Here is a 25,866-nt window from a genome sequence, read left to right as displayed (position 1 = left end):
GTGGCGCGCTGCGGGGCGATCGGTCATGGCATGGCAGCCCACAACGGTGGCGTCACGCGGACGCGAACTATTGTCCCGGCGCCTTCGCAACCCTCTTCCTCCCCACCCCCAGACCCCCAGCCCCCGCAGCCCCCACGATGCGCCGAAAGGTAGGGCATTCCATATGGCTAGGCGCCGGGCAGGCGGCGGCGTGCCGCAGGCCGTCGCGCATGGCGCTCAGTTTGCGGATCGTCCGGTCGAGTTCCTCCGCCTTGGCCGCGAGCATCTGGCGGTCGATGCGCGGCTGCCCCTCGGGCGCGAACATGCGCGCGATCTCGTCGAGCGAGAAGCCGGCGGCGCGCCCCAGCGCGATCAGCGCCAGCCGCTCCAGCACACCGGGATCGAACAGGCGGCGCAGCCCGCGCCTGCCGGTGGAGGCGATCAGGCCCTTTTCGTCATAGAACCGCAGCGTCGATGCGGGAACGCCGGATTGCCCGCTCGCCACTTCTGGGAAAGCGTTGACGACTGAGAGGCATCCTGCAAGATGCACAGGCCCTTGCGCGCCTCGCCGCCTGTGCCTGACGTGCAAGTGGGGCCGCATCGCGCGCCGAGCGACGAACGCCCCTGGAACGCGCACACTGTTCGCTCTCGGCCTTGCCGGGATTGGAACGTCGGATGACGGAACTGAACATGGCGCGGCAGCGCGGGATCCTGGTGTGGGAGGCTGCTTGCGAGCGACTCAAGAACGCACTGCACGCGGCCGCGCATATGCCGCCAGCGACGCCCGAACAGGTCGTGGAAGCGCTGCGCCTCGCCCGCCAGGCCCTCGAAGAGCTTGAACTGGCGTTTGCACCGGAAGACGCCGATTGATCACGAACGCCGGCCCCGTCGGGGGACCTGGCAGGCCTGGCCAGCCAGGCGCTCTCCGCTGAGGTCTATAGCCCCCCAGGGGGCTGGGGAGATACGCCATGGCCCTGTTTCTTGAAGCCGCCGAAGCCTTGGTCACCGACTATCTGCACGGACGCACCCTGCCGGAGGTGGTGCACAAAGCAGCAGTGCAAGCGGTTCGAACGCGGCTGATCGATGGGAAGCTGCCCGTCCTTGACAAGGTGCTGTGTAGCGATATCGACCGCGAGGCGAGTTAGGCGCCTGCGCAGCGCCGCCATCCTGATCGCGCGCAACTACTTGTCTCGACGAGCGCTGGCAGACGTGTCCGGCGGTTTCGGCGCAACGTCCTCCGGCTTCTTGAAGTCGCCGATCACGCCTTTCAAGGGACAGATCGAGAATGCCGGGCATTTCTTGCAGCCGACGGCTATTGCAATCGGGCAAAGCGTCATATGGACCTCCTTCTCGCGTGGCCGGCCAGCACGAGCATCGAGCCAACGCGCGACCAATGTACTCCTTGACGCAGCACCAGGTTGTGGCCCAAGGGCAGATGTCCAACAAGCTGTTGGACAGCTTCCTCATTCGGCCAGGCCTCGGCAAAGGCCCGCATGTACATCAGGTTGGCGCGCGAAAAACCCTTCATGTCCGGAAAGGCCGTGCGCAGATCGTGCGCCGGTTGCTCGATCACCTTGGCACCCCAGCCCTCGCGCGCCTGCGGCTCCAGGATTTCGCGGCCGATCTGCCGCGCCAAGACGCGACGATCCGACAGGCTATTGCCGGCGACGTCCTCTCAGGTGGCGCAGCGGTCGATGCGCGGCCGCCCCTCCGGCGCGAACATGAGCGCAATCTCATCGACGGTGGCGGCCCGGTTGGCTTCCATCAGCCGGTGGGCGCCGATGCGGGTGACGGCGCCGAGAGCTTGGGAGAGGCGTTCGTCGTCAAGCCAGGGGATCGCCTGGCCATCGACGTTACGGCCGTGACTACTACTTGCCGGGTGGGCGGAACTTGGCGGCCAATGCTCCGGCAGCCTTCATCCCCTCGGCTAGCTGTTCCATCGTCACTAGTTCAAGCGAGCTGCCTTCAGTGACCGTGCCGGCAGCCATCGACACGATCCCAAGTGGGATGCCCTGAGTAAGCGTTCCCTCTGTGATCGCAATTATTTCGCCCGACATGGGTGAGTACCACAAGTGCAGCAATTTCACGCCGGCTGCCTCATAGAACGCCTTGACGGCCGCCGTGCGATCTTCCGGCTTGGCGAGCATTCCCTTGAATGCTTCTGGGCTGTACTTGGCGCGTATCAGATGAATGCTCATGATGTGTCTCCTGTTTCGCCGAGGGGATTCAGACATGTTCAATTTCGCCACACTGCGAACGCCTTCTACTTGGGCTCGCCTTGGCAGGGTACCGCCCTGAATTCCTTTCGTCTAGAAGCTGTCCATCGCGTGTCGGGAGTAAATGAGTCTTTCAGTCACCCAGGACAGTCGGCCCCGGCACATAGTACGAGCCACGCCGTTCTCCATGCTTCTCAAGCTGCCCGGCAATTCGCAGGCGCTGTAGCAGGTCACGGGCCTGCGGCGCGCTCAATCGGCACAGTTCCATCACGTCTGCCCGCCGAATCTGCCCATGCTGCCGCACGTAATTGAGCACCAGTTGCGCATGCTGCAGGCTGGTGAACCCGGCTTGACGGGTATAGCCGGCCTTGTCGCCCAGAGCCTGGTAAACCCCGGACTGAGTGTGTAGCTGCGACCGCGCGCCGCGCCGTGCGCCTGCACCAGGCCGGCCTCCACCAGCGACTCCAGCGTGCGTTTGGCCTGCGTGACATCGCGCTGGATGTGCAGGGCCAGTTCGTCGGTGCGCAGGCGCTTCAGCTCCCGCAAGGCGGCCAGGGTGATCAGGCTGTCGATGGGCAGGGCAGTGCCGCGGCGGCTCTCTTCCTCGATCACCAGCCGCAAGAAGGATGAGTCCGCCTCGACGGTGGCCAGTTGCAGCACCACGTTGTGCACATCGGTGCGCCGGTAGTCGGGCTCCGGCCGGCCGAAGCGCAGCATGCCGCGGTAGATCGTGTCCACGCCGCGCCCCGAACGCTCGACGATCCCAACGCGCTTCATTGCGTCGGCCAGCGCACGGTTGCGCGGTCGCGGCTCGGTCGTCAGCAGATTGGCCAGCGTCACGCCGTCCACCAGCCCGCCGGGGTTGCTGATGGTCAGGCCCTCGTCGTCCAGCCGAACATGCACCGCACCCAGGCGGTGATAGTCGCGATGGACCAACGCATTGGCCACCGCCTCGCGAAACGCGCCCATGTCCACCTTGGGCACCGGCACGCGGAACAGGCTGACCTGGATCTCGCGCTCCGGGTTGTAGGGCCGGAAGTTGGTCTCCAGCCAGTCCAGGGCCTTGAGCAGCGGGAAGCGGCGGAATTCGTTGAAGCCGACCGCCTCGCGCGCCAGCACCTGAAAGGCGAACTCGTGCGTGGGCACCAGATCGCGCAGCGCCTGCTCGCGCCCGACCAGCAGCAGGCCGGCGAGCGTGGGCAAGCGGCTGCCGTCCACTTGGCGGGCCGTGAGACCCAGCGCGCCATCGAGCGCCTCGTCATCCAGTTCCAGCAGCACGCGATCGCCACCATATTGCTGCACGCTCTGGCGCAAGCGCTCGCGCTCCAGCGGGTCGAGGTCGGCCGGGGTGGCGCCCGCCACCACCTGCGCCGACGCATCCATCAGCCCGAAGCTGGACGCCCGACTGGAGCGGCCATGCGGCAGCATCGCAACGCATTCGGGCTGGCCATCCGCAAAGTTTCCTGTTCGAGCTGGTCTTCAGTCATGGCTGTGCGTCGGAGTCGTCGAGGGCACCGAGCGTGCCCAAATCGTTGGCCAGCTCCGCTTCGATCGCGGCGATGCTAGGCAGGCTGTGTTCCAGCGCATCGGGCAGATCGCGCAGCAACTGATACTCGGCCACGCCGATCGGCTTGTCGATGCCTGACAGCGCGTATTCGGCGACCAGACGGTTTTGTTGCTTGCACAGCAGCAGGCCGATGGTGGGCTTGTCGTCGGGGGCCTTGATTTGCGCGTCGACGGCCGAAAGGTAGAAGTTGAGCTGGCCCGCATGTTCGGGTTTGAAGGCCGTGGCCTTGAGTTCCACCACTACATAGCATTTCAGGCGCGTGTGATAGAAGAGCAGGTCGATGAAGAACTCGTCGCCCGCCACCTCCAGGCGGAACTGCCGCCCGACGAACGCAAAGCCCGCACCGAGTTCCAGCAGGAAGCGCGTGATGTGGCGGATCAGACCGTTTTCGATCTCGCGCTCATGCGCGTCATCACCCAGGCCCAGAAAGTCGAACAGGTAAGGGTCTTTGAGCGTGTCGTGCGCCAGTGCCGAATCAGGCGCCGGCAGGCGAGCCTGAAAGTTGGTGACCGCCGTGCCCTGGCGCAGGTGCAGGCGGTTTTTGATATTCAGCGCCAGCGTGCTGCGCGACCAGCCTTGCTGCACCGTCTGTTCGGCGTACCAGGCGCGATCTGGTGTCGCATCCAGCTGGGTCAGCAGGGTGACGATGTGGAACCACGGCAATTGGTCAGCGGGCTGCTGACCAAATTGGCCGTCAGGGCAATGCTGGGCAAAAAACCGCATGTACTTCAGGTTGCTGGACGACCAGCCGCGCATGTCCGGAAACGCGTCCTTCAGGTCGCGCGCCAAGCGGTCGATCACCTTGGCGCCCCAGCCCTCACGTGCCTGCCGCTCCAGGATGTCGCGGCCGATCTGCCAATACAGCCACACCAGCTCGCGATTGACGGCCAGCGCCGCGCGCTGCTGGGCGCTGTGGATGCGGATCTTGAGCTCGGCCAGCCAATCGGCGTAACCGGCTGGCGGCTGGGTGAGGGAGGCAGTGCGCTCGGTCATGGCATGGCAGCCTACAACAGTCGCGCCACGCCCACGCGAACTAATCCCCCGGCGCCTTCGCAACCCTCTTCCTCCCCACCCCCACACCCCCAGCCCCCGCAGCCCGCACGATGCGCCGGAAGGTAGGGCATTCCATATGGCTAGGCGCCGGGCAGGCGGCGGCGTGCCGCAGGCCGTCGCGCATGGCGCTCAGCTTGCGGATCGTCCGGTCGAGTTCCTCCGCCTTGGCCGCGAGCATCTGGCGGTCGATGCGCGGCTGCCCCTCGGGCGCGAACATGCGCGCGATCTCATCGAGCGAGAAGCCGGCGGCGCGCCCCAGCGCGATCAGCGCCAGTCGCTCCACCACGCCGGGATCGAACAGGCGGCGCAGCCCGCGCCTTCCGGTGGAGGCGATCAGCCCCTTTTCGTCATAGAAGCGCAGCGTGGATGCCGGAACGCCGGATTGCTGCGCCACCTCGGCGATGTCCAGATGTCTCATCCTCTTGACAGGACAATTGGTTCGCGTAAGAACGGTTGCGGACCCGCCAAGGGCTTGAGCGGCTCACATGCACGCCGCAGCATGCTCCGGATGATTAAAAATGACGGCGCTGCCGAATCTGCCTATACCGTTCGTTGGCTCCCTGAAAGGGCAAGATCGTGCTCCGTCTCTACTTTCGCGAACCAATCCCCGAACTCAATCAAGCCGCACATGCACTCGATGCCGCCGTGACGGCGCATCTCCGGGGTGACGCGGCGGCCGCGGCGGACCGCATTCATGCGACCAATACGCCGATCCTTCGCGAGTGGATCGAGTCGCTGTGGGGCAAGAAAAGTCCCTACGTAAAGTTTAGGGCAGTCGCTGGCGCCCCGCCTCACATCCCGAGGTCACAGCGAGCCGAAACTCGCATGCCGTCCATCTTGGAGAAGCGTGCTTTGGTCGAACGCGACGGCTTTCATTGCAGAGTTTGTGGCATTCCGCTGATCCGAGCGGAGGTGCGAGCGAAGATGGCCAAGGCCTACCCGAAGGCACTCCCCTGGGGGGACTCGAACAAGACACAGCATGCAGCGTTCCAGGCGCTGTGGTTACAGTACGACCACATCGTGCCGCATGCGCGTGGGGGGCTGAACGACACCGACAACATGATCATCGCTTGTGCCGGCTGCAACTATTGCCGATGGCACTACACGCTTGAGGAGGTAGGCCTGTCGGATCCTCGCCTGCGCGAGCCCGTAAGCTCCGAGTGGTGGGATGGGCTAGAGCGTTTCATCGAAGTGACGCCTCGGATTCGCCGCGACATAGATGCCTAGGCGGCGAGTCGCACCGCTCGTTCTGGCAGACCCAACCGGTCCATCCCGAGAAGCTCTTCGCGATCCAGGTCGAAGGGCAGAACTTCCAGGCTGAGGCCTCCGCCGAAGTCGAAGCGGTCGAGCGCCGCTGAAAAGGCCTTTGTTCGCGGATAGATCAAAGCTAGAGATCCCGATCCGTTGAGGTACTTCTGGCCGTAGGCGAAGAGCTGGTAGAAGTCCCCTTGGCTCAGGCCGTACTTGTCTTTGCGATTGCCCGCGTCGAGCAATTTCCACTTCGTGTCCAGCACCCAACGTCGGCTGCCGTCAACGATATAGATGTCGGGTTCCAATTGAAAGATCGGCCGCTGCTGGTGTTCGCACAAGGATAGGCTTCGGGCTGGCGTCCGCATGTCGATGCCTTGCACCAGGGTGCGGCGTAGCCAGCGGGCCACGAAACGCTCGAAGAGCTTTTCCATCGGGAAGAGCAGGCTCATTCCCTCGTAGTCACCGGCCAACGCCAAGGGCATGTGCTGGTTCAGGATCAACTCGCACCAAGGTTTGACCTGCCGATAGTGCGCAAGGAGGCGATTGGTTCCCCAGGAACGAAAGTCCCGATCGACCTGCTTGCTGACAGGAATTTCGACAAGGCGGAGGCTCAGTTCTTGAGCCAGGCGCCAGTTTTCGGGATCCTGAGTGCTTGTTCGCACTCGCTCTAGCGCTAGCTTCAACAGTCGGTTTTCAGGCCGATCAGGTAGATAAACGTCATGACGCACATGGAAACGGTGGCCACACCCTGGCCGTTGGCGCAGTTGCAAGTTCAAGTCCAGCCGCCCCCGCAAGAACGGCAACTCGTCTTGAACCTGCTGGTATTCGAAACGCAAGCCGCGGGTGACCAGCGCGTCCAGCGCCTGAAGAAACTGACGCAACACCCACTCAGACAGTGGCGCGTCAAACAACTGGAGCGACGCTGCGCCCACGTCGCGCGCAGGGAGGTCCAAATGGGCCAGCAAGAGTTTGCGAAGCAAGGCGCGCGCCTCTGTAAGGCTACCGCCCTCGGCATGGTGTTTGGGGACGATTTCTACGACCGTGCCGCAGGGCGTTTGCACGACTCCAACGAAGTTTTCTATCTTCAAGCGCCGCCGGCCTTCTACCAGTGCCAGACGCGCACCGCCGCGCGAGAAGGTATCGCTCAAACGGCACAGATGATCGAAGGCCGACTCCGTCACTTGAGCGCAGTCTAGTGACGCGTTGACGGGCTCGGTGCATAGCCAGGCGTGTTCACGGACACTGATCCGCTTCGGTTTCATTCGCCTGCCGTCGCGCCACGGACATCGATCACGCCCAGGTAACTATCCTTCCTTCGAAAGGCACCGTTGTTGACCGTCCAGGCCTGAGGGTTGCGCACCACGTTCACGTCGGGGCCGAACAGGTCGCTCGCATCCATTGATCCACCAGTGATGAACTGGAAATCCGCGGCCTTGCGATGGTCATTCAGCACCCATTGAATTCGCTGCCAGTCGTCAAAGAAGTACTCCTGCAGCAACGGCAGCGCCTGGTTGCGAAAGATTTCGCCAAGCTTGGACAACGTCGGCGTATCGCGCAACGGCATGAAGTAGGCATGACCCAGGCAGTGGTCACGATCCAGCAGCGCCTCGATGCGCTGATTGAGTACCTCGAGCAGGCGATCGATGGGTATGCCGTCGACTGTCATACCCGCCAGCAGATCGGGGCGGGGGGGCATCTCCGTGAACACGAATCGTCGTCGAAGCGCCACGTCCATGCTCGTCAACGATCTGTCGGCAGTATTCATCGTACCGATGATGTACACATTCTCGGGAACGCTGAACGGTCTCTTGGAATAGGGGAGGACCACTTCCAGCTGCTCGTCGGCGCCGGCCCGCTTGGAGGGTTCGATCAGCGTGATCAACTCGCCGAAGATGCGCGAGATGTTGCCTCGGTTGATCTCATCGATGATGAGTACACGCGCATCGTTGAGGTCGTCCTGGATGTCGATGGGCGACTCCGCGGCAGCTCGACTGGATAGTTGCTCAACCAACGGTGCCAGGATGTTGCTGTAGCCGTTGACCAGGTAAGGTTCCAATCCTTTGCCCGGAAGTTTGTCGACGGCTTGCTTGCTGCGAATGTCCTCGATACTGATCTGCCCGGCTCGAACGCCATCCGCCAATGTCGCAAGCATGTTCATTGCGAACGCCAGACGGTTGCCGTTCGGCTTGGTCAGTTCAACCAGTTCAGAGGTCACTTTCGTCACGTCATAACCGCCCAGTGGGCCAGTTTGTAGAACGCCGCTGGTTGATGTGGTTGGACCGCTGCTTAGCAGTCGCTGCAATTTGTCTAGATCAATGGAGTCTTTCCGAAGTTCATAGAGCGTCATCTGGCTGAACTGGTTCTTCATCAGTTCGTCATGGGGCAACGATGGCTCATACGTGCGCAACCATCTGACAGATCGCTTCTGAGAAAAGTCGCCGACAAATTCGCCGTGCGGCTGGAACTGGTAGTCACCCGCCACTTCGCCGATCGCTCGAAACTTAAAGTTGCCGTCGCTGATGACTATCAGGTCGCCCAGCTTCATGCGTGTGACGAACCAATCTACCGCCTTGACCTCGTAGTCGTTTCGGGGCGCGTCGACCTTCAGGCCACGTAGCTGGAATCGCTTCAACACATCTTCGCGCGAGGTGCAGCCGGCGAAATCCACGCTTCCGCCCCAACCCAGCAAGGCGTAGCCGTTTTGAATGCACTCGTCGTAGATCGAGGCGTCGCTACCCTGGGTGTTGCCTAGCGACATCTTCCAGATGCGACGGCCGTGCACGTCGATCGATTGAACTTGTCCGGAAGCGGCCTCCGTCGGACGCGACACTTTGGCTGCAGCAGCGTCGCAGAGCGACTTGAAGATCCCATCGACAACGTCGTAGCGAATCTGCCCCGATTCCTCCGTGGTTGTTGCTCTTAACCCCTCGATGAAGTCCTCGTAGCTGAAGCTTTGGTGGAAGGTGGTGAAACGAACCCGATGCTCCTGGACCAATACGTCGAAGCGCGTCTTCAGAGCACGACGGTCCTCGCTGTGCTGCTCCAGGTAGGCCGGGTCCAAGATGGCAAGGGCTGCGTCGATCGTTGAGAACGTCTTGCCGGTTCCGGGCGGACCATAGAGGATCTGGTTCAGCGGTTGTAGCGTTCGGGAATCGTTCATGCGAAAAATAGAGAATCTCTGTCGTCGAAGTCGGAGCCGATTGGCGATGCTCGGAGAAGCTCAGTTGAGACGGGATCCGTCGTTGACCACCGCATAGGAACTGGGGCCGGCGTTGGCGCGCCCACGAGGCTAGTCGTGGGATTGCTCATGGTTGCTGCTTCCTCATGGGTGCCACGCGCTGATCGAACTCGCTCGGGACGAACGGCATTCAAATCTAGCTAGCGAGCTGTGTCGATTTCGGCGCTCGCTTCAACTGGCGCCTTGGGTGCAGCGAGCGCAACGGTCCAGTGGCCGCCCGCTTCCTGGCGAAGGCCGAGCAGATCGTAGGTCTTGAGCATGCTGACCAAGCCCGAATGGCCATAGGTCTGCGGAGAGAAAGCCGGATCGGTCCGGCGCAGGTACGAGCCGAGGCTGCCCACATGCACACGCCCATCGGGTGACTCGGCTGCCATTAGCTTCACCGCGTTCACGACGGTCTTTGGTCGCAACTTCGGTATTACCGTTGAGGCGACCTTTGCGGGCTGTACCGAAGTATTTGCGGATAGCGCGACCTCAGACGGCGTCCACTCGAAGAACTGATCGCTGGCATTGCGCAGCGCTTCGGGTGTCTTGGCCTCGCCGACAATATGAACAGTAGTGCCGCGCTCACGAAGCTTGCGACACAGGTAGGCGAAGTCGGAATCACTGGTTACGAGACAGAAGGTTTCTGCGCGTTTGTCGAATAAGGCCTCGAACGCGTCGAGCGCGAGGGCAATGTCCGAGGTGTTCTTGCCCGCGGCGTATTGGTACTGGAGGCACGGCGTGAAGGCCAGACGGACCAGTGCATCTTGCCATTTGTTGGCGAGGGTGCTGTGATTGCCATAGCCGCGGCGCAGCACTACGCGGCCGAACTGGGCGACGACCCGAAGTGCGAACTCAAGGATCTCTGGCGTTGTGTTGTCGCAGTCCACAAGAACTGCCACCCTGGAGTTGGCGACCGGGTCAGTTTGCCCCATTGAATACTTCTCCTGCCATATGGCCTGAGGATGATATGGCAGAACGGGAGCTTCCCAAGCCGTAGACGTCCTGGACCTAATCCCTGGATGCCTTCGGAATCCTCTTCCTCCCCACCCCCACCCCCCCAGCCCCCGCAGCCCGCACGATGCGCCGAAAGGTAGGGCATTCCATATGGCTAGGCGCCGGGCAGGCGGCGGCGTGCCGCAGGCCGTCGCGCATGGCGCTCAGTTTGCGGATCGTCCTGTCGAGTTCCTCCGCCTTGGCCGCGAGCATCTGGCGATCGATGCGCGGCTGCCCCTCGGGCGCGAACATGCCCGCGATCTCGTCGAGCGAGAAGCCGGCGGCGCGCCCCAGCGCGATCAGCGCCAGCCGTTCGATCACGCCGGCATCGAACAGGCGGCGCAGCCCGCGCCTGCCGGTGGAGGCGATCAGCCCCTTTTCGTCATAGAAGCGCAGCGTGGATGCCGGAACGCCGGATTGCTGCGCCACCTCGGCGATGTCCAGATGTCTCACCCTCTTGACCTCAAGTCGACTTGAAGTTGCACAGTCTAGCTTCCGCCTCTCGAGGGCAAGCGAAAAAAGGAAGACGACCATGGATGCCATCACGCCACAGACCGACAACGAGCAGACCGCGCTTTGGAACGGCCGCGCCGGACGCGCCTGGGTCGACGCACAGCAGGTGCTCGACCAGATGCTCAAGCCCTTCGAAGACCGGCTCGTCGAAGCGGTCCGCGCCGGGGCCGGGCAGCGGGTGCTCGACGTCGGCTGCGGCACGGGCAGCACGACGCTCGCCGTGGCGCGGCAGCTCGGCGCCGAGGGCCACTGCATCGGCATCGACATTTCGGAGCCGATGATCGCCGCCGCCCGGGCCCGCGCCGAACGGGAAATAGACACGCCGGCCAGCTTCATCCGCGCTGACGCGCAGACCCATGCGTTCGAGCCTGCGAGCTTCGACCTGATCATTTCGCGCTTCGGCGTCATGTTCTTCGACGACCCTGCCAGGGCCTTTGCGAACCTGCGGCGTGCCGCAAGGGATGGCGCCGAGTTGCGCTTCGTCGCCTGGCGGAGTGCCGCGGAAAATCCGTTCATGACGACCGCCGAGCGCGCCGCGGCACCGCTGCTGCCGAACCTCCCCGCTCGACGGCCGGACGCGCCGGGGCAGTTCGCCTTCGCCGACCGGCATCGGGTCCGCGCCATCCTGGAGGAGGGCGGCTGGGGCGAGATCGATACTCGGCCGATCGACGTGGCCTGCACCCTGCCCGAGAAAGAGCTGGTCGGCTATCTGACGCGGCTGGGTCCGGTCGGCCTGGTCCTTCAAGAGGCGGACGAGTGGACTCGCGCGCGGATCATCGAAACGGTCCGCACCGCCTTCGATCCCTATGTGTATGGGGATGAAGTCCGGTTTACGGCGGCGTGTTGGATGGTTGGTGCTCGGGCGGTGTCTGCGTCGGAATCCCGACCATGATCGGCGGCGTGGGCTACAAGGCGCTGCATCACTTCTACACGAACCACTTCGTCAATAGCAACCCGCCCGATACTCCGCTGGTGCCGATCTCGAGCACGAGGCAATTGCGGACAGGAGACTGAGACGCAAGCGTTGCAGGGGACATGTGCAGCTGGATGCTTTGACTCCGCGGCAATAGTGCAGGAGCCTGCTGCACAAGCACGGGCTCCAACCACGCTGCGGCGAACGCGCGCCTGAAATTAGGTCGACGTGACGAAATACCCTCCATATCCGCCATGACGGATCTCGAATTTATGCGCTCGCGGAACTAGGGACAGACTCAATCCTGCTTCCCCAAGATATATCCGCATGTTGGTGTCGAAAAATCATTTTGAGCGCTGATGCGTGGCTCCGAGCGAGAGGCGCACACTCAATGATCGGGACTTTCTCGAGCACGGTGCCACGAATATTTGCCAACCAAAGTAACGCTCCGATCATGGGGATGTAAGCGCAGCTAAAAGCAGTTCGCCATGGCGTGCGCGAATTTCATCTCATTGATCTCGGTCAAAATGATATATAGTGACTGTAGCAAGATCAATTAACCATTAGTTGCTACCACCAGACATGCCCCGTCGCCTCTACATACCAGAAGAAGTCCTGAAATCAATCACGGAGCACATTGAAACTTCGATCCCAAGAGCGGTCGCAGGCTTCATGTCCGCAAACGAAGAGGAGGACACGATGACCGGGCACTTAGGAGGGTGCTTGCGAACGGGCGTGCATATCGTTGAGGTGTCGAATTCTGAGATCGATGGGCCTTGGAAGTGGTCAATCGAATACAACAAATTTCGAGGCCGAGGAAAGGATGCTAATGAGCGCTTCATTGGAGCCGATGGGATTATTGAGCTTTCGCTTGATTCGTTCGGTCGAAAAGAAACAAAGTCGCTCCTCTTTCAAGCGAAGGTTGATTGGCGAACGGACCGCTCCCTTTTGCAGCAAGCAGTACTGCTTTCAACGTGGCGCGAGGCGTCTATTTTCATCAACTACACTGAAACCGCCATCGAGGCGCTGTCAATCGATAGCGTACTTCGGAGTCGAGGTATCCGCTCCAACGCCAATGAAGTCATAAGTCTTGCGGATGCCCTCACGAAGTATTTTATAAAATGCAAGATTGGCAGCACAGATTTGGCCTACGATGCAATTGCGCGACAGTTACGGTGGCGGGCAACCAATGGCGTTATTGTCGCGACGCAATTTTCAATTCCTCATCGCCTGCGCGTAAAGGTCAAGGCGCCGGGATATAAACACAAGCTTCAGTGGGACAAACTGATTCCAAAAACAGAGATCCATTCGCATCGAATGGCCGTTGAACCAGATGAAGTGCTTGCACCACTGTTGACTTCCGCGATGGCAGAGCCGAAGGGTCAACTCCGGGCACTTAGCTCGGCCTACCACCCTGACAAACTTGGCGACATGAATCAACTCCTGAGGGATCTTGCCACTCGCCGAATGCAGGAGATCAATGCGGCGTATGCGGAGGTCAAGGGCAAACCGACTCGAGACTGAACTTACCTGGTTGCGGTTCGCCTGCGGCCTTTCCTTGTCCGCAGCGATGTCCCGAAGTCGAAGGATTCAAGACAGGGCTGATCGGGGTTGACCACGTCCGGTGGCGGGTTGCCACTGCCAGTTCGTGTAGCTGGCTTTCGATTTTGTCGCGCTCTGCCACGCGCGCTGCGCGCCTGGCAACAGATAAATAAAAAACTACTCGGGACAAACGGCGGTGGACAACGCTTCGCGTTGACCACCGCCTGAGCCTGCGCCGAACACATGATCGCTGCAGCAAGGAAAAACACCGAGCTTCACGCGCTCGGTAACATTGCGCCGTGAGGCAACATGGGGGGCTGTTCCTGATGTCGCTTGACAAGAGCCCATATCGCTCAGAGAAAAGCCACGAAACCTAATGGTTCCCATGGCAAATTGCGGTCGTTGCCGGCCGCACGGCATTGCAATGATTCGATTAAATCATCGTCGCCGAATAGCTCCGGGCTTTTGCCATTCACGGAAGAGCTTCTCGAAAATTTTATAGCGACCTTCCAAGCTGGTTTGATCATTTGTGGTTCTTCCCATTGTGTAATACGACAGCATCTGTGCATTTGCGGCTGCCGGATTGATTCGTTGGGTCTGCACGGCTTCTTTTATTTCTTGTGTAAGATATAAAATGAAATCTCGAATTTCATTGACTAGGCGCGGATGTTTTTTCGCGAACCAATAATAAATCGGAATGCTGCCTGCAGATGACAATAGCTTGTCTTTGTCCATAAACTCGTTGGTTAACAACTCAAGTACTTCAAATACGCTATCTCGCGCTTTATAGTATGGACTGACATTCGGGTCTGATTCGCCCTTGTTTTCGACATCCCATTTGGCTGCATTTTTGGCAAAGTTATCAAGATCAGATTTTTTTGTATCGGTAAAACTTCCTGAAAATTCGAGCAGCAAGAGTTTGGTAATCAAATTATGCTCTTGCATTCTCCCAATAGAGAATCGGATTTTCGAGGTGAAAAATGGGTGATCAGCCAATTCTCTGACCAAAAGAGGCGCCGGGCCGGCCATGGCGTTGCGCTGCTCCGCGCCGGTCGCCGCTTCCCCCATGTTCAAACGTAAAAATAGCTGCTCAATTTTCCTCTCATCATCCGTCAAGACATTCATTACAGTTGGAACAAACGATTCGACTTTTTCGGCTATTAACCGATACTTGGCCTTCAGTTCGCTATACGACATTCCTCCTATTGACGCATCTGGAAATTCATCGCATACGCATGATTTGTTTAGGCGAACAGCATCGGCAAAAAAATCAAAAATCGCACCCAGTCTCTGCTTGCCGTCGATAATGGAGTATGGCTTGTGCGTCGGATTTAGCTCCGCGACTGGCATTTCATAAAAATTGCCGATATAAAATTTCGGCACGTCGAAGTCGTTCAGCAGTGAATCGATCAAATGCGCCCGCTTCCAATGACTCCATATTTCGGCGCGGCGTTGATAGGGAGGCGCCATATCTATCCGGCCGGCAATGAAATCCCTATGCCACGACGAAAAGTCCTTTGATTCGTGAAGAGTGATTTTTAGCATCATTACATCCCAAATCCACGACTGCGCCTAATTTCCATCGCGAGACCTTGCAAGTCTGGAAAACTCACGGAATCAGTGTATCCCAATCTCACCAAAACAATGAGCATCTCTGAAATGCATTCTTTGGGAATCACAATTTTGACAAGTGCTCCCTCGGGAAAGTTCTCTTTTTCATACTGCTTCTCCATGGGAGATAAGTCTTTGCCAAAGATGGTGAACACACCACGCTGCGCAAACATCCTGGCATTATTCGCTATTCCCAAGATCGCAGCCGGACGCTCTTGCATTGACGCCATGGCGGATGCTTCCAGCTCACCATTAATAATTTGCTTTGGCCCGTATGCGGTCGCAGGTTTGGTGCCATGCGAAATTGCCCCTAAATCCTTATGATCCAGCATGGCAAGGGCATGTTGGTTCCAAAAAACGGGGTTCATCACCCACACGGCCGCCTCTTCCGCATACCTCCCTTTCACTAAAGGAGCGGTGCTTAAAGCAAAATACAACGCAATTAGCGGATTTGTCGACCAATCCAGCAGTCGGGTTGGTATGCCGTAGTGCTGCATAATAAAAAGCAAACGAAAGTCGGCATCTTCGGAATTTCCGTTGTTCGTCTCATTATGGAATACCGCCTGGCGACGGAAGTCCTCGAGCATTACTCTTTCGAGCCGCATCAGACTTCGAGGATCTTTCAGGCTTGTATGCCTGAAAAGGCCTGGTTTTAGACCGTGTGTCTTGCCACGGCCTACGCCTCTATACCAATTCCCCTCCATTTTTCGCTCAACCGGTGCGGCCGATGTATCGGGGAGGAGGTCTTGCGCATGCCGGGCAAATTCGGGCACGGATTCTATTGTGTAAACGGTTACCTTGGGCACGCCCCATCTCCAGCAATTTGGTTGGATATTTCTATATTCGTTCTGCAGCAGCGCGGGCCGCCATCGATCCAAATTTTCTTGGGTTTCATCAGTTATTCAGAGTCAAATTCACTCAGATCGGCCGCGCGCTACCCATAGAACTGCCCCGCATGAAGTGAGCCCGCGTGCTACTGGTCAATCCACACCAAGTGACGCAATCCTAATTTCTGACTTGCGTCCAAAATCATTTCTCGCATCCCAGCGTTGATGGTTTTTCCGGTTTCTATAAGTATTGCCGCGTGAGGATATCCGGACTCCAGTTGATAAGCTCGCTCAAAAACCGAGATCAGAATCGACTTCCACTCCCTGCTGTTACCCCAGCAAATAACCCTACCATCAATGAGCTGCCGGCCGTGGGGTTTGTCATAGGATTTTTTTATCGTGGCATCCTTCTCTTCCAAATGAATTGCAAGAAGTACTTTTCCCCAGTCATCCTGTAGCCGAGATCGAAGATAAGGCTTAAGCAATGAGTCCTTGATGTAAACCCGAACCTTCCGTGCGTCCATGAAATGAGAAAGCACGCCGCCTACGTCCTTATCCTTAGTCCAATTCTCATACCACGTGGTTCGCTCAAGGTCAGATATCCTTGGCCAATCCAATTCGTCAGCTTTGGCCCATATTTTTTGTTTTATACGATCTCTGATGTCGACGGGCAATGCGGCGCTCATTGGACAGCTCCTGGAGCTGCTGGCATCGGAAAGTTGAACTCCGGAAGTTCCAATTTGGCATCTCCCTCTCGATTGAAGAGATCGGCCTGATCGAGTAACCATTCGAACATGAAGTGGCCTGCGCCCTGATCTGAGAACTGAACGACTCGCTCTAACAAATCGAGTCGTTCTACGTCTCCCGCAATAGACTTTTGCAAATCAATCACTTCGGAAATTCGGCGTAGGTCACTCACGAAGTCGAGAACCACCACCTTCTTCTTATTTGGTGCCAAGCGCAGACCCCGACCAAGTTGCTGTACGAAGATGCGCCGACTGTGGGTGACGCGCATGAACGCGAGCATGTCAACGTCGGGCACGTCCACGCCTTCATTGAAGATGTCGACCGTTGTTACCGCATTGATGGTGCCTCGGCGCAACCCAGCCATCGTCTTTTCCCTCTCGCGTGGCTCCATCTCTCCTGTGATGTAGGCGGACTTGAAGCCATACAGCCGCAGCATTGCGGCGAACGTCTTCGCGTGCTCGACACCTGCGCAGAACACAATAACGCTACGGCGAGTCTCGGTTTTGAACGTGTCGGCGATGACTCGCGCAGCCTCCTCGTCGCGAGTCGGAATGAGGAGACGAGTGTTCAACTCTCTAATGGAATATTCGTGTCGTGACTGCTTGCGAACAAAGTCCCAATTGATGTTATCCGCTAGCAAGCGGTAGTCCGCCTCGCAAAGGAAGCCGCGGCGCAGTCCCTCATCGATACCAATCTTCGCGACGGGCTGCCCCAGGACCGTGTCAATGTCGAAGCGGTCGCCCCGCCATGGCGTCGCTGTCGCCCCGCCTACCATTGGGGCTCCGAGTTCGTCGATCACGCGACGAAAGCTCTCCGAGCCGATATGGTGCGCCTCGTCCACCCAGACCAGACCGAACTGCGGGAGCGTGTCCAGCCGCGGCAAAACGCTTTGTACGGTGGCGAAAGTGATGCCGTCCCAAAATGTTGGCTGCTCGCCCCCCACCAAGAGATGGCTCGGAATGTTCTTCGGTAGCTGCTGCCAAAATTCGCGTTGCAGCTGTTCGACCAATTCGCGCTTGTCGGCCAGCACCAGTATTCGCCCGGAATCGATCACCCCGTCACGAAGAAGTTGGGCAGTGGTTTCGGCCATGACCACCGTCTTGCCGAGCCCGGTGGCAAGAACTAGTTGACCTCTGCCGGTTTCTCGCAGCGCCGCGCCTAGGCGTTGAACACAGTCGTCCTGGTAATCACGCAGTTCGCGCCGCGCTCTTGGATACTCCGGGCTGCGACGCATCATGTCGATCAAGGTCCCCGGAGGTAGCGACTCAATCCGGATACCAAGGCGACCATACCGGTCGATCGCCCCATTCAACGCCGGGCCGAACGCGCGGGATGTCGCAATCGCCAAGCGATCCGCCTCGTAGTAGCGCGAGGCTTCAACCACTTCATCAACGGCATGCGGGTCTGGATAACTGTCGCTGGTGAACTTGCATTGGACGACCCAGAGCTGTCCGTTTTTCACCCCCAGCACGTCGGCGCCACGGTCTCCTGAACCTCCGACTATGCGAACATCCTCAAATGCGTTCTGAACCAGGAGACGAGCAACGTCTCGCTCGAAAGCGCGCCAGGATCCGTTGAGAAGTCGTCGCGAATCGAGGAAGAAGCCCTCCATTTCAGGTGCTTCCGTCCGAACCCAGAATGCGCACTGAGAGCGTCGCGCGGATCAGTTCATCGCGATCGCAGCGGTCGAGGTCGCGCGGACTCTGGGAGGCCAGCCAGACGGCATCGGCCAGGTAGGCGTCGTAGCGCTCGATGACTCGCGCGCGAGCTTCCTCGTTGACTTTCTCGTCACCATAGTCCAGGCTGGCATAGGGTTGCGCCCAGAACTTGCCGTCGAAGAAAAGCTCCGGGTGATGTCGCGCAAACAATCGAATATCGACCGGCTCGGCATACCCCAGGAACTCACCCGAATCAATGACGGTCTGAGCGCTCGATATCCCGGTGGAAGCGAGCTTGCGACGAATTTTGTCTTGCGCCGCTTGAGGCAGTCCGGCGAACAAGGCGGTGAATACGCTCGAGTCAGCAAGAAGACCAACGGATTGAGCGATCTCCCGAAGAGCCTTGTCGGCGAACGCGATGATGCCTTTCGGATCCAGCTTGGTTTCTTCAGCATACTCACTGCGGAGGTCCGCGAGAATGGTGGCGAAGACGGCAGAATCGGGACTGGTCTCTCGCAAGAACTCATACGTCTTGAATGCCAGTTCGCACAATATGGCGTCCGTTGGCGTCATCGTGACCGATCGGAACACCGGATGATCAGGGTTGAAGAGGAACAGAAAAGTCCTTGTCCCCGGGTCTTCGATTTTCAGAGTCCAAGGTGCCTTGCGAGGCAGGTCTCGATCGTCGGCACCCACCACGAACGCCTCGACTGTGAATTCGACCTTGAGCAGCGGATGCTTGTAGACACGCGACAACTCATGCAGTTTTTGTCGGGTGGGAACCGCAACGGTTTCGCTGGCGCCTGCGCTCCCACCGATCGGCGATGTCACATCCGAGCCGGTCATCGGCGCCGCATCGCCCTCATCCAGAAATCCATCTGGCGCTGCCGGTGTCGCCGTTCCAGGTCCAGTGGCCGTGGGTGTCGCACCGACGATGCCACGATCCTCCTCCTCAACGAGCGCGTACCACTTGTCGTCCGTCTGGTACTCAGGGTCACCCTTGTTGAATAGATCGGCCATCTCCATGGCGCGCTCGTTGTTCTTAACGGCAAGAATCCGAGTCCACCGCCCTGTCTTGCCCTGTGGACTGCTTCGGCGAAAAGCCTGGAACAGGCGATAGAGCGGGGCATCCGGTGGCTCGAAGCCCAACGCGCGGGCTTTTTGTGGCTGCAGTGGGCCCTCTCCCCGGATCAACGCCACCATTTCCGCCCAGGATGTGTCGTCCCGTTCGAATCGGTCCTTGGTGTAACTCACTCGACAATGGTCGAGGTGCACCTCGCCGATGAATCGCCCACGGTTGCGCTGATCGTCGATCGGATATTCGCGCTCAGGCCTCTCACCGCCAGTCCACACGAACAAATCCTTGTTCTGGACTTCAATGACGCGCCCGTTCCGAATGATGTCGATGCCAAAATCCTCCTCGTGCATGTAGCGCTGCAGGCCTACCCAACCGTGCAGCCGGCGTTTGACCTCAATGGTCTTGCAATCCGCGCCAGCGGTTGGGCAGCCTTGTTGCCCAGAGAAGGAAATCATGCAGGTTAGGCAGTAGTGCCGGGATGGAAGCGCGTAGTCAAAGCTTTCCACCGCGTGGACTGGTTTGCCGTCACCGCCTTGCACCGAGCGATCAGGCTCCCAGTGGCAGGGACGCTTCGGCTGGACATTCTGTCCGTTCAGCTGCAGAGAAAACGAATCATCCTTGGAAAGAAGTAGAGGCGCGTACACGCGTGCCAACTGCCTGCGGATCTTCTGATGGTTGGCGTTCTTCGCAAAATAAAGACGCTGATCCGCCTTCAGTTGCAGAATCTTGATCTCGGTACCGTGCGCCGAAGGATCTGATTTGGGTCGCGTCAGGCGAGGCGTGTGGTAGCTCCTCGTTCGACGCAATTCGTTGAGGTCGATGCGCAGGCCCGTCCACTCATGGTCACCCGCGCGAGTGGCATAGACCTCGGTGACCATGCCCAACCGCGCGGTGGCGATGTTGAACCCCATGCCAAACAGACCGAGATTGTCCAGCGGGTTGTTCCCACTCCATCCGGCGCGGACGGCCCTTTCCAACTGCTCGATCGTCATGCCTGGGCCGTTGTCCCTTATCGTCACAGCGGCGTCGGCCCGATCTTGCGTGGGCAGACTGATCGACACCGATGGCGACTGGACCTGTTCTTCGCCACGGCGCGCATTGATGAAGGCATCGACACTGTTGTCGATCAACTCGGCAAGACATTTCCACTGGTCGAGATTAATCTCGCCAAGAATCTGCAGAACCCGGGGATCGGGAGTCAGATCGAAATCGTTGGCCATCGTCGTCCTAGTCTCGTGATCGATTGGTGATTCGGGTCATATTGGCGCACGCCTCCAGACTTGCCGCGACCGAGCGAGCCACCACCTCGGCCAACTTCACTGGCACCGCGTTCCCGAGCTGACGCATGGTCTGACTCCATGAACCGTGGAACTCGTATTCGTCGGGAAAGGTTTGAAGTCGAGCGGACTCGCGGACCGTGAAATAGCGGACCGTTCCATCATCCTTTATGAACATGTTCTCGCCGCCGGGGACCCCGTGATATCCAGCCTTCAGGGTTTTCGAGGGCTCATCCAAAGCACTCCCAGTATGACCGACATATGTTCTGGCTCCTGGAGTGAAAACATGGTTGGGAATTCCATGATCTCGGTCGGACTCGGGATCGGGAAGATTGCGCAACGCGTCGCGAGTCGTTTGCCAACGGTCAAGAGTCAGCAAGGAAGGCGTCGATCGCAAAAGCTCCACGCGTTTCGCGTAACGCGGCAGAACCTCAGACTTTCGCTTCCGGCTGATACCGTGTTCATCCCAATAGGTGCCGTCGATCCATTTCGAAACAAGTAGGGCATCCTCCGAATGTGTCGGGTCGGGGAACGACCAACGCGCGCCAATGTCCGAACGAAAGCCAACGAAGAACACGCGTTCCCGCTTTTGTGGCACCCCGTAGTCGGCGGCGTTGAGTACGTCGACCAGTACGTTATAGGTGGCGGCGCCGTTGTTAGCGGAGTGGTGCTGCTCCAGACGCGCGCGGTGCTGCTTCCAGTTCTCGCCCTTTCGCCGCTCCAGTTCCGGGTACTGCAGTTGTAGATGAATGTGTGAGAAATACGAAGCGAAGGTCTTTCGTGTGAGCCCTTTGACATTCTCAAAAATGAACGCCTCCGGCATCAACTCTCGCACAGCCCGAACCGCCTCCGGGAACATGTTTCTATCGTCGCGCTGCCCTTGGTGCTTGCCTCCCATGGAGAATGGCTGGCATGGCGGCCCTCCGGAAACCACGGCGATATCTTGGCCGAGCGGCCCGAAATTGAAACTTCGCGCATCGACCTCGTGCACTGGCCACCCCTCGACCGCGTGGGCATGGTGACGTTGGTTTTCACGGAAGGTTTCGCACGCGTCATGGTCCCATTCGACCACGGCTTTGTGCTGAAACCCGGCATTCGCCATGCCGATAGCGAGCCCTCCCGCACCAGCGAAGAGTTCGACACTACGCATCAAGAAATCCCCTTATTCTTGTTTTGAGCTGGGCGATGTCACTCAGCTCACATTCCCAAATCGTCAGAACATCCCAGCCCGCTTCGCGAAGTGCATGCTCATTCCTCATGTCGCGCTGCCGATTCGCTTCCAACTTGGGTAGCCAGAAATCCTGGCGCGACTTGGGCAACCGGGCTAACGCGCAATCGGTGTGCCGATGCCAAAAGCAGCCGTGAACAAACAGCACTTTCCCGCGAGAGCGAAACACCAGGTCCGGTTTGCCCGGCAAATCTTTTGCATGCAGGCGATATCGATAACCCATTGCGTGCACGATTCGCCGTACCGCCATTTCGGGCTTTGTATCGCGAGAGTGCACGCGCCCCATGACCTCCGAGCGCCGAGCTGGGGTGAGGCTGTCCATGACTCATTTCGATTGCGAGAGCAGGGGCCACTGGTCGGCGACATACTTTTCCGCAGCGTCACGCATGACCCAAGCCAAAGATACCTTTTTGTCGCGAGCGATTCGTTCTAGTTCAGCGTGAAGCGCTTGCGGAAGGCTTACGGAAGCACGAACGATTGCCTGCGGATCCTGCCCATGATCTCTTGTCGATTGCTTCATCTGACCACCTCACACACCAGTTTGCACCAGATTACATCATATTGGTGTGTCGTGCGAGAGCAGTTTCTGTGGACGCCGAATGAATCTTGACCCCGGCATCGTGCTTCAGCCACGGTGCGGCGCCGATGCCTTGGCTTCCTTGCGCTCCAGCTCGCGAGCCCGGATGCGCCCCTTCGTGTTGGCCGTGGCGTGAGTGATGGGGTGACTCTCGTTTCCCGTCTCCAAGATGTAGGCAGTGATTGCGCCCCATAGCCTCGGCCTTGGCACGCGCGTGAATGACACCCGAGCCGCACGTTGGGGTGCCGCATGTACTGACCCAAGCCGCCCCCACCCCCACCCCCCGCGCCACCTGTGCTCATGCTCGTGGCCCCCGGACCATCATTCAATCTATGTCGCGCTCCTCGGTCACATGCTTGAGCGCCGCCTTCAGTCAGCGGCTCGCCGGCTCGTCGGCCTGCGACCGTCGTCCACCGGTACAGCTTGTGAAGGCTATGCCAGGCTTGGCGGACATTCAACCATGTGTCCGTGTTCAATGATCTGCTTGACCGCCTCGGTCTTGGTTTCTTCAGGTCATCTTCTTACTCATGGTGTTTCAGGATCGCCGCCAGTACCGCGTTCCTTTCAACCAACGCGCTTACGTATGGAACCGCGACGACCAGTGGGACCGCTTGTGGGGTGACATCCGTGACCGCGCGGAGGCTCGTCTTCAAGGCGACAACATGGTGAGAATCTTCAACCCGATCGCACACACACACTTTGGCGGAGAAGTGGGGCGAGGCCGCGATCGACGCGCGGGCGCTATTGGAGGTGGCATGTATGCTCTGGAGCGGTCCTTCCTGAGAAAGACGTCGATTGATATATGCTGGCAAATGCGACGCGCGGAACGCTCGTGAGGCTCGCGAGCGGGCCCGATACCCTATTCTGCAGACATGTGGCGGTTGATTGGCTTGTATTTGCATCCCAATGCTATTGAGCTACCTCTGTCACATTCTAAGGCAAACGAGTACTGTCAATAAACGCGACTTCGTAAAATAAATTGTTCGCAGCAATATTAGAGGTCGCCGAACAATAGTATCAATCTAAGAGAAAGGTATCAAAATGCTCGAGTTCCAGCGCGGTGAAATTGAATCGTACGATGACCGGGCTGGCTATGGCTTCATTAGACCAGACGATCCCTCCGAAGAGGGGCAAAAATTGCTTGTGCATCGAAAATCTTTGCGCTCGCCAAACCTGCAATTGGAACAGGGTGATCGTGTTTTATATCAAACAGAGATCGTGCCTCGGGGAATTCTAGCCATTGATGTGCACCCGGAAAATTCCGAAGCAGCAGAAGAAATAGGCTCGCCGACATATTTTGATGGCCATGGAATTATTGAATCCATAAGTCTAGATCGAGGATACGGACACATAAACGGAGAAAATAAACTACGTATCTTCTTCAGATTCGCGAATCTAGCGTTTGACCCAGTAGAATTTGGCGCGGGTACTAGTGTTACATTCCAATATAAAAACACATCAAGAGGGCCAGAGGCTCGACTCGTCACTCTTTCGGTCAATACTTCTTCGGCGAACTTTAAAAACATCGGTGCACAAGGGGGCCGGCAGCAAGATCTTCTGGCGAGCGCGATAATTTCCCGGGATTCAAAAGACTTTGAGAATGCGGTCAAGCTGTACAAGAGAGGTTTGGAGGAGCAGCCGAGCGTTCAACTGGTGACAAGTTATGCTGCAATGGAAAAAAATCGCAATCGACGCAAAGAGGCGATGCTCGTCTATGAACGTGGTTTGGAGTTGTTCCCTGGGAATTTGAAGTTGTGCGAGGACGCCGGCTTTCTCGCAGGCGCAATGAATAATCATAGGAAGGCTCTCGATTTTTTAGAAAAGGGATTGTCCTTAGCTGGAGGGGTCGAGCGAACCGAGCGAACATTTCTTCTTTCAATCGCTCGATTGTACGTAGCTCGGCCAACCGCCGAAGAACAGCAAAAGGGACTCGACTACTACCATCGAGCAAAACGAGCGTTTGACAGCAGTCGATATGGCAAGGGAACTTTCCCCAAAGAAGATTTACTTGCCATGGGTGTGGCGGCCATTAAACTGCAGCACTATCGCGGAAATTTGATAGTCGAATTCATTAAAAGAATTGGCTTTAAGATAGTCCGCGCCCAGCTTCTTGAGCAGGCAACCACGGGTGCCGACATAGTGGTTGAAGTAAAAAACCCAGAACTTATCGAAAGCTACGGTATTTCCGGCAATCTTCTTATACGTTGCATTTTCAAATCAACGCTGACACTGGCCGACATTACGGGCCTTGAAAAGGTGACTGCTGATTGGGGTGCTACGGGTCTAATAGACGACCAAGTTTCCCTACTAATGGTCGGCTCACTGCCGGAACAGGTCGAGAAGTTACTTTATCGGCGGGTTGAAGACAAGCGCAGAGCAACTCCTGCAATTGTTCCCCTCACTCAGTCACTTATAGAGACTGCTGACAACCCACTCAGCGCCCTACGCTTTGTGCTGGATCAATGGCTTCATCGGAGAGATCTATTTGCACAGAACTTCCCAGTCTCAGGACGTCGCTTCTTTGGTCGTCATAGACCGTTAGCAGAGCTAAGAGAGGCGATCGCCAGTGGTACCTCCGCCGGAATTTTCGGACTTCGGAAGGTTGGCAAGACCTCGTTGCTAAAAGAAGTTGAACGCCGGTCAAGCGAAAGTGGAGACATCGTAATTTACGTTGATCTTCTGCGCGTCCCGGCGGACATCACCGATACGCGGTGGATATACTGGAAGCTCGCATCAGAACTCAATCTGCGCTTGATCCGCAGCGGAATAAAATCTATCACTTGGCGATTAGGGGGGAAGTTTGCGGACTATTTGGATGTGCCGCCCGACTTTCCCGTTGCTACTGCGTTCGATTCAGATCTCAGTCAAACGTTAAACGCAATCCGAGGAACCGCTATTACACCACGCCCGCGTGTCGTTCTAATGCTTGACGAGATTGAGAGAATTCTGCCAAATGAATTGGGAAAAGAGGGGTTTGGCGGTTTTTTTGACTTTTTCAGTTACCTGCGAGGTGTTGCGCAAGAGTCGGACGATTTTGTTGTGATTGTTACAGGAGCCAACGCAGCAATTGCGGAGGCGTCCCAGTTTTCAGGAAAAGACAATCCAGTATTCAATTTCTTCAAAGAAATTTACGTCCCGCTTTTGCAGCCACCGGAAACTGGGCAGATGCTCAGGACGTTAGGGCGCGGAATGGGTATGTATTTTGCGCCAGAAGCGTTCGAACAAGTCCATGCGTTGACGGGTGGCCATCCGTTTTTTGCCAGACAGTTTTGTAGCTTTTTAAGCGACCGCTATTCGGATCGACCTTTGACAGTCGATTTGACCATGATCGATGCCATCGTTGGCCCTTACCTCGCTGTTGCCGGAAAAGACTTCCAAGAGATTGTTGATCGTTTTTCGAGAGACTATCCGCATGAACTAAATGCGTGTTTGGCTGTTGCGGCCGCAGGAGGAACGTTGGAAATAGCTGAACTCAATGCAAAAATTGAAGGCGATCTTAATCTTAATCACCTTCTTGGCTATCAATTGATTGCGCTGGACGGGCTTAGCGTAACCCTCACGATGGGTCTGATGCGGCAATGGCTCTCGCGCCTGATTCCAAAAGCAGTTTGAA

At 58.0% G+C, this 25,866-nt stretch carries 24 protein-coding genes and 1 pseudogene; 7 read left to right on the top strand and 18 right to left on the bottom strand.

What is annotated here, in order from left to right; all coding sequences use genetic code 11:
• Positions 1-67: 67 nt before the first annotated feature.
• Positions 68-484: a helix-turn-helix domain-containing protein gene (locus tag AC1DYD_RS10470; protein WP_478172673.1), complete on the bottom strand. Its 417-nt coding sequence runs from the start codon at positions 482-484 to the stop codon at positions 68-70.
• Between the two features lie 170 nt (positions 485-654).
• Here AC1DYD_RS10470 and AC1DYD_RS10465 point away from each other — a divergent pair, with 170 nt between their 5' ends.
• Both AC1DYD_RS10465 and AC1DYD_RS10460 read left to right on the top strand, forming a co-directional pair.
• Entirely contained in the window at positions 655-849 is a 195-nt protein-coding gene (locus tag AC1DYD_RS10465) for a hypothetical protein (protein ID WP_478172672.1), read from the top strand.
• Between the two features lie 98 nt (positions 850-947).
• Entirely contained in the window at positions 948-1,124 is a 177-nt protein-coding gene (locus AC1DYD_RS10460) for a hypothetical protein (protein WP_478172671.1), read from the top strand.
• Positions 1,125-1,387: 263 nt separating this feature from the next.
• Here AC1DYD_RS10460 and AC1DYD_RS10455 read toward each other — a convergent pair.
• From AC1DYD_RS10455 to AC1DYD_RS10435, 5 genes and pseudogenes are all read right to left on the bottom strand, one after another.
• Positions 1,388-1,606, bottom strand: a pseudogene (locus tag AC1DYD_RS10455) (DUF1016 N-terminal domain-containing protein); the annotation flags it as partial.
• 241 nt (positions 1,607-1,847) lie between these two features.
• Positions 1,848-2,177: a hypothetical protein gene (locus AC1DYD_RS10450; protein ID WP_478172670.1), complete on the bottom strand. Its 330-nt coding sequence runs from the start codon at positions 2,175-2,177 to the stop codon at positions 1,848-1,850.
• Between the two features lie 285 nt (positions 2,178-2,462).
• On the bottom strand, positions 2,463-3,623 hold the full coding sequence (locus tag AC1DYD_RS10445) for an ATP-binding protein (RefSeq protein WP_478172669.1): 1,161 nt from the start codon (positions 3,621-3,623) through the stop codon (positions 2,463-2,465).
• Positions 3,624-3,678: 55 nt separating this feature from the next.
• Positions 3,679-4,755 carry a PDDEXK nuclease domain-containing protein gene (locus tag AC1DYD_RS10440; protein WP_478172668.1) on the bottom strand — a complete coding sequence of 359 codons (1,077 nt, stop codon included), beginning with the start codon at positions 4,753-4,755 and terminating at the stop codon, positions 3,679-3,681.
• Between the two features lie 40 nt (positions 4,756-4,795).
• Complete coding sequence (locus AC1DYD_RS10435) at positions 4,796-5,233, bottom strand: helix-turn-helix domain-containing protein (RefSeq protein WP_478172667.1); 438 nt, start codon at positions 5,231-5,233, stop codon at positions 4,796-4,798.
• Positions 5,234-5,391: 158 nt separating this feature from the next.
• Between AC1DYD_RS10435 and AC1DYD_RS10430 the strand changes: the two genes are divergently transcribed.
• On the top strand, positions 5,392-6,042 hold the full coding sequence (locus AC1DYD_RS10430) for an HNH endonuclease (RefSeq protein ID WP_478172666.1): 651 nt from the start codon (positions 5,392-5,394) through the stop codon (positions 6,040-6,042).
• Here the strand turns inward: AC1DYD_RS10430 and AC1DYD_RS10425 are convergent.
• From AC1DYD_RS10425 to AC1DYD_RS10410, 4 genes are all read right to left on the bottom strand, one after another.
• Entirely contained in the window at positions 6,039-7,328 is a 1,290-nt protein-coding gene (locus AC1DYD_RS10425) for an McrC family protein (protein ID WP_478172665.1), read from the bottom strand. The two genes, AC1DYD_RS10430 and AC1DYD_RS10425, sit on opposite strands and share 4 nt — an antisense overlap.
• Positions 7,325-9,226, bottom strand: a complete 1,902-nt coding sequence (locus AC1DYD_RS10420; RefSeq protein WP_478172664.1) for an AAA family ATPase — start codon at positions 9,224-9,226, stop codon at positions 7,325-7,327. Before AC1DYD_RS10420 ends, AC1DYD_RS10425 begins: the two co-directional genes overlap by 4 nt.
• A gap of 218 nt (positions 9,227-9,444) precedes the next feature.
• Complete coding sequence (locus tag AC1DYD_RS10415) at positions 9,445-10,221, bottom strand: NYN domain-containing protein (RefSeq protein WP_478172663.1); 777 nt, start codon at positions 10,219-10,221, stop codon at positions 9,445-9,447.
• A gap of 76 nt (positions 10,222-10,297) precedes the next feature.
• A complete protein-coding gene (locus AC1DYD_RS10410) occupies positions 10,298-10,735 on the bottom strand; it encodes a helix-turn-helix domain-containing protein (RefSeq protein WP_478172805.1) in 438 nt (145 codons plus the stop codon).
• Positions 10,736-10,814: 79 nt separating this feature from the next.
• Here AC1DYD_RS10410 and AC1DYD_RS10405 point away from each other — a divergent pair, with 79 nt between their 5' ends.
• The 3 genes from AC1DYD_RS10405 (at position 10,815) to AC1DYD_RS10395 (ending at position 13,232) form a co-directional block, all read left to right on the top strand.
• Positions 10,815-11,687 carry a class I SAM-dependent methyltransferase gene (locus AC1DYD_RS10405; protein WP_478172662.1) on the top strand — a complete coding sequence of 291 codons (873 nt, stop codon included), beginning with the start codon at positions 10,815-10,817 and terminating at the stop codon, positions 11,685-11,687.
• Complete coding sequence (locus AC1DYD_RS10400; RefSeq protein ID WP_478172817.1) at positions 11,684-11,809, top strand: hypothetical protein; 126 nt, start codon at positions 11,684-11,686, stop codon at positions 11,807-11,809. The genes AC1DYD_RS10405 and AC1DYD_RS10400 overlap by 4 nt, the downstream gene beginning before the upstream one ends.
• Before the next feature lie 571 nt (positions 11,810-12,380).
• Positions 12,381-13,232, top strand: coding sequence for a J domain-containing protein (locus AC1DYD_RS10395; RefSeq protein ID WP_478172661.1), 852 nt, complete (start codon positions 12,381-12,383; stop codon positions 13,230-13,232).
• 456 nt (positions 13,233-13,688) lie between these two features.
• Here the strand turns inward: AC1DYD_RS10395 and AC1DYD_RS10390 are convergent, their stop codons facing one another.
• The 8 genes from AC1DYD_RS10390 to AC1DYD_RS10355 all read right to left on the bottom strand — a co-directional run bounded on the left by AC1DYD_RS10390 (position 13,689) and on the right by AC1DYD_RS10355 (position 22,196).
• On the bottom strand, positions 13,689-14,798 hold the full coding sequence (locus tag AC1DYD_RS10390) for a DUF262 domain-containing protein (protein ID WP_478172660.1): 1,110 nt from the start codon (positions 14,796-14,798) through the stop codon (positions 13,689-13,691).
• The gene (locus tag AC1DYD_RS10385) at positions 14,798-15,667 is read right to left on the bottom strand and encodes an FRG domain-containing protein (RefSeq protein ID WP_478172659.1); all 870 of its coding nucleotides are present in this window, start codon (positions 15,665-15,667) and stop codon (positions 14,798-14,800) included. The genes AC1DYD_RS10390 and AC1DYD_RS10385 overlap by 1 nt, the downstream gene beginning before the upstream one ends.
• 167 nt (positions 15,668-15,834) lie before the next feature.
• Positions 15,835-16,374: a hypothetical protein gene (locus AC1DYD_RS10380; RefSeq protein ID WP_478172658.1), complete on the bottom strand. Its 540-nt coding sequence runs from the start codon at positions 16,372-16,374 to the stop codon at positions 15,835-15,837.
• The gene (locus tag AC1DYD_RS10375) at positions 16,371-18,047 is read right to left on the bottom strand and encodes a DEAD/DEAH box helicase family protein (protein WP_478172657.1); all 1,677 of its coding nucleotides are present in this window, start codon (positions 18,045-18,047) and stop codon (positions 16,371-16,373) included. Before AC1DYD_RS10375 ends, AC1DYD_RS10380 begins: the two co-directional genes overlap by 4 nt.
• Position 18,048: 1 nt before the next feature.
• Complete coding sequence (locus tag AC1DYD_RS10370; RefSeq protein WP_478172656.1) at positions 18,049-20,391, bottom strand: ATP-binding protein; 2,343 nt, start codon at positions 20,389-20,391, stop codon at positions 18,049-18,051.
• A 7-nt stretch (positions 20,392-20,398) separates the two neighbouring features.
• Positions 20,399-21,598, bottom strand: a complete 1,200-nt coding sequence (locus AC1DYD_RS10365) for a DNA cytosine methyltransferase (RefSeq protein WP_478172655.1) — start codon at positions 21,596-21,598, stop codon at positions 20,399-20,401.
• Positions 21,591-21,998: a very short patch repair endonuclease gene (locus AC1DYD_RS10360; protein WP_478172654.1), complete on the bottom strand. Its 408-nt coding sequence runs from the start codon at positions 21,996-21,998 to the stop codon at positions 21,591-21,593. The genes AC1DYD_RS10365 and AC1DYD_RS10360 overlap by 8 nt, the downstream gene beginning before the upstream one ends.
• 3 nt (positions 21,999-22,001) lie before the next feature.
• Positions 22,002-22,196, bottom strand: a complete 195-nt coding sequence (locus AC1DYD_RS10355; RefSeq protein ID WP_478172653.1) for a ribbon-helix-helix domain-containing protein — start codon at positions 22,194-22,196, stop codon at positions 22,002-22,004.
• A 1,098-nt stretch (positions 22,197-23,294) separates the two neighbouring features.
• Here AC1DYD_RS10355 and AC1DYD_RS10350 point away from each other — a divergent pair.
• Entirely contained in the window at positions 23,295-25,865 is a 2,571-nt protein-coding gene (locus tag AC1DYD_RS10350; protein ID WP_478172652.1) for a cold shock domain-containing protein, read from the top strand.
• Position 25,866 lies beyond the last annotated feature (1 nt).

The organism is Variovorax sp. P4_B11, from assembly GCF_056402355.1.
Note: the sequence above shows the minus strand (reverse complement) of the source record. Positions and strands in the feature narration are given on the sequence as shown.

Coding starts and splice junctions, on each gene's coding strand:
- AC1DYD_RS10355 (WP_478172653.1), bottom strand. CDS start 22,196: ATGAAGCAATCGACAAGAGATCATGGGCAGGATCCGCAGGCAATCGTT.
- AC1DYD_RS10465 (WP_478172672.1), top strand. CDS start 655: ATGACGGAACTGAACATGGCGCGGCAGCGCGGGATCCTGGTGTGGGAG.
- AC1DYD_RS10400 (WP_478172817.1), top strand. CDS start 11,684: ATGATCGGCGGCGTGGGCTACAAGGCGCTGCATCACTTCTACACGAAC.
- AC1DYD_RS10390 (WP_478172660.1), bottom strand. CDS start 14,798: ATGATGCTAAAAATCACTCTTCACGAATCAAAGGACTTTTCGTCGTGG.
- AC1DYD_RS10460 (WP_478172671.1), top strand. CDS start 948: ATGGCCCTGTTTCTTGAAGCCGCCGAAGCCTTGGTCACCGACTATCTG.
- AC1DYD_RS10380 (WP_478172658.1), bottom strand. CDS start 16,374: ATGAGCGCCGCATTGCCCGTCGACATCAGAGATCGTATAAAACAAAAA.
- AC1DYD_RS10375 (WP_478172657.1), bottom strand. CDS start 18,047: ATGGAGGGCTTCTTCCTCGATTCGCGACGACTTCTCAACGGATCCTGG.
- AC1DYD_RS10350 (WP_478172652.1), top strand. CDS start 23,295: ATGCTCGAGTTCCAGCGCGGTGAAATTGAATCGTACGATGACCGGGCT.
- AC1DYD_RS10370 (WP_478172656.1), bottom strand. CDS start 20,391: ATGGCCAACGATTTCGATCTGACTCCCGATCCCCGGGTTCTGCAGATT.
- AC1DYD_RS10425 (WP_478172665.1), bottom strand. CDS start 7,328: ATGAAACCGAAGCGGATCAGTGTCCGTGAACACGCCTGGCTATGCACC.
- AC1DYD_RS10395 (WP_478172661.1), top strand. CDS start 12,381: ATGTCCGCAAACGAAGAGGAGGACACGATGACCGGGCACTTAGGAGGG.
- AC1DYD_RS10360 (WP_478172654.1), bottom strand. CDS start 21,998: ATGGACAGCCTCACCCCAGCTCGGCGCTCGGAGGTCATGGGGCGCGTG.
- AC1DYD_RS10440 (WP_478172668.1), bottom strand. CDS start 4,755: ATGACCGAGCGCACTGCCTCCCTCACCCAGCCGCCAGCCGGTTACGCC.
- AC1DYD_RS10435 (WP_478172667.1), bottom strand. CDS start 5,233: ATGAGACATCTGGACATCGCCGAGGTGGCGCAGCAATCCGGCGTTCCG.
- AC1DYD_RS10450 (WP_478172670.1), bottom strand. CDS start 2,177: ATGAGCATTCATCTGATACGCGCCAAGTACAGCCCAGAAGCATTCAAG.
- AC1DYD_RS10445 (WP_478172669.1), bottom strand. CDS start 3,623: ATGCTGCCGCATGGCCGCTCCAGTCGGGCGTCCAGCTTCGGGCTGATG.
- AC1DYD_RS10365 (WP_478172655.1), bottom strand. CDS start 21,598: ATGCGTAGTGTCGAACTCTTCGCTGGTGCGGGAGGGCTCGCTATCGGC.
- AC1DYD_RS10420 (WP_478172664.1), bottom strand. CDS start 9,226: ATGAACGATTCCCGAACGCTACAACCGCTGAACCAGATCCTCTATGGT.
- AC1DYD_RS10415 (WP_478172663.1), bottom strand. CDS start 10,221: ATGGGGCAAACTGACCCGGTCGCCAACTCCAGGGTGGCAGTTCTTGTG.
- AC1DYD_RS10405 (WP_478172662.1), top strand. CDS start 10,815: ATGGATGCCATCACGCCACAGACCGACAACGAGCAGACCGCGCTTTGG.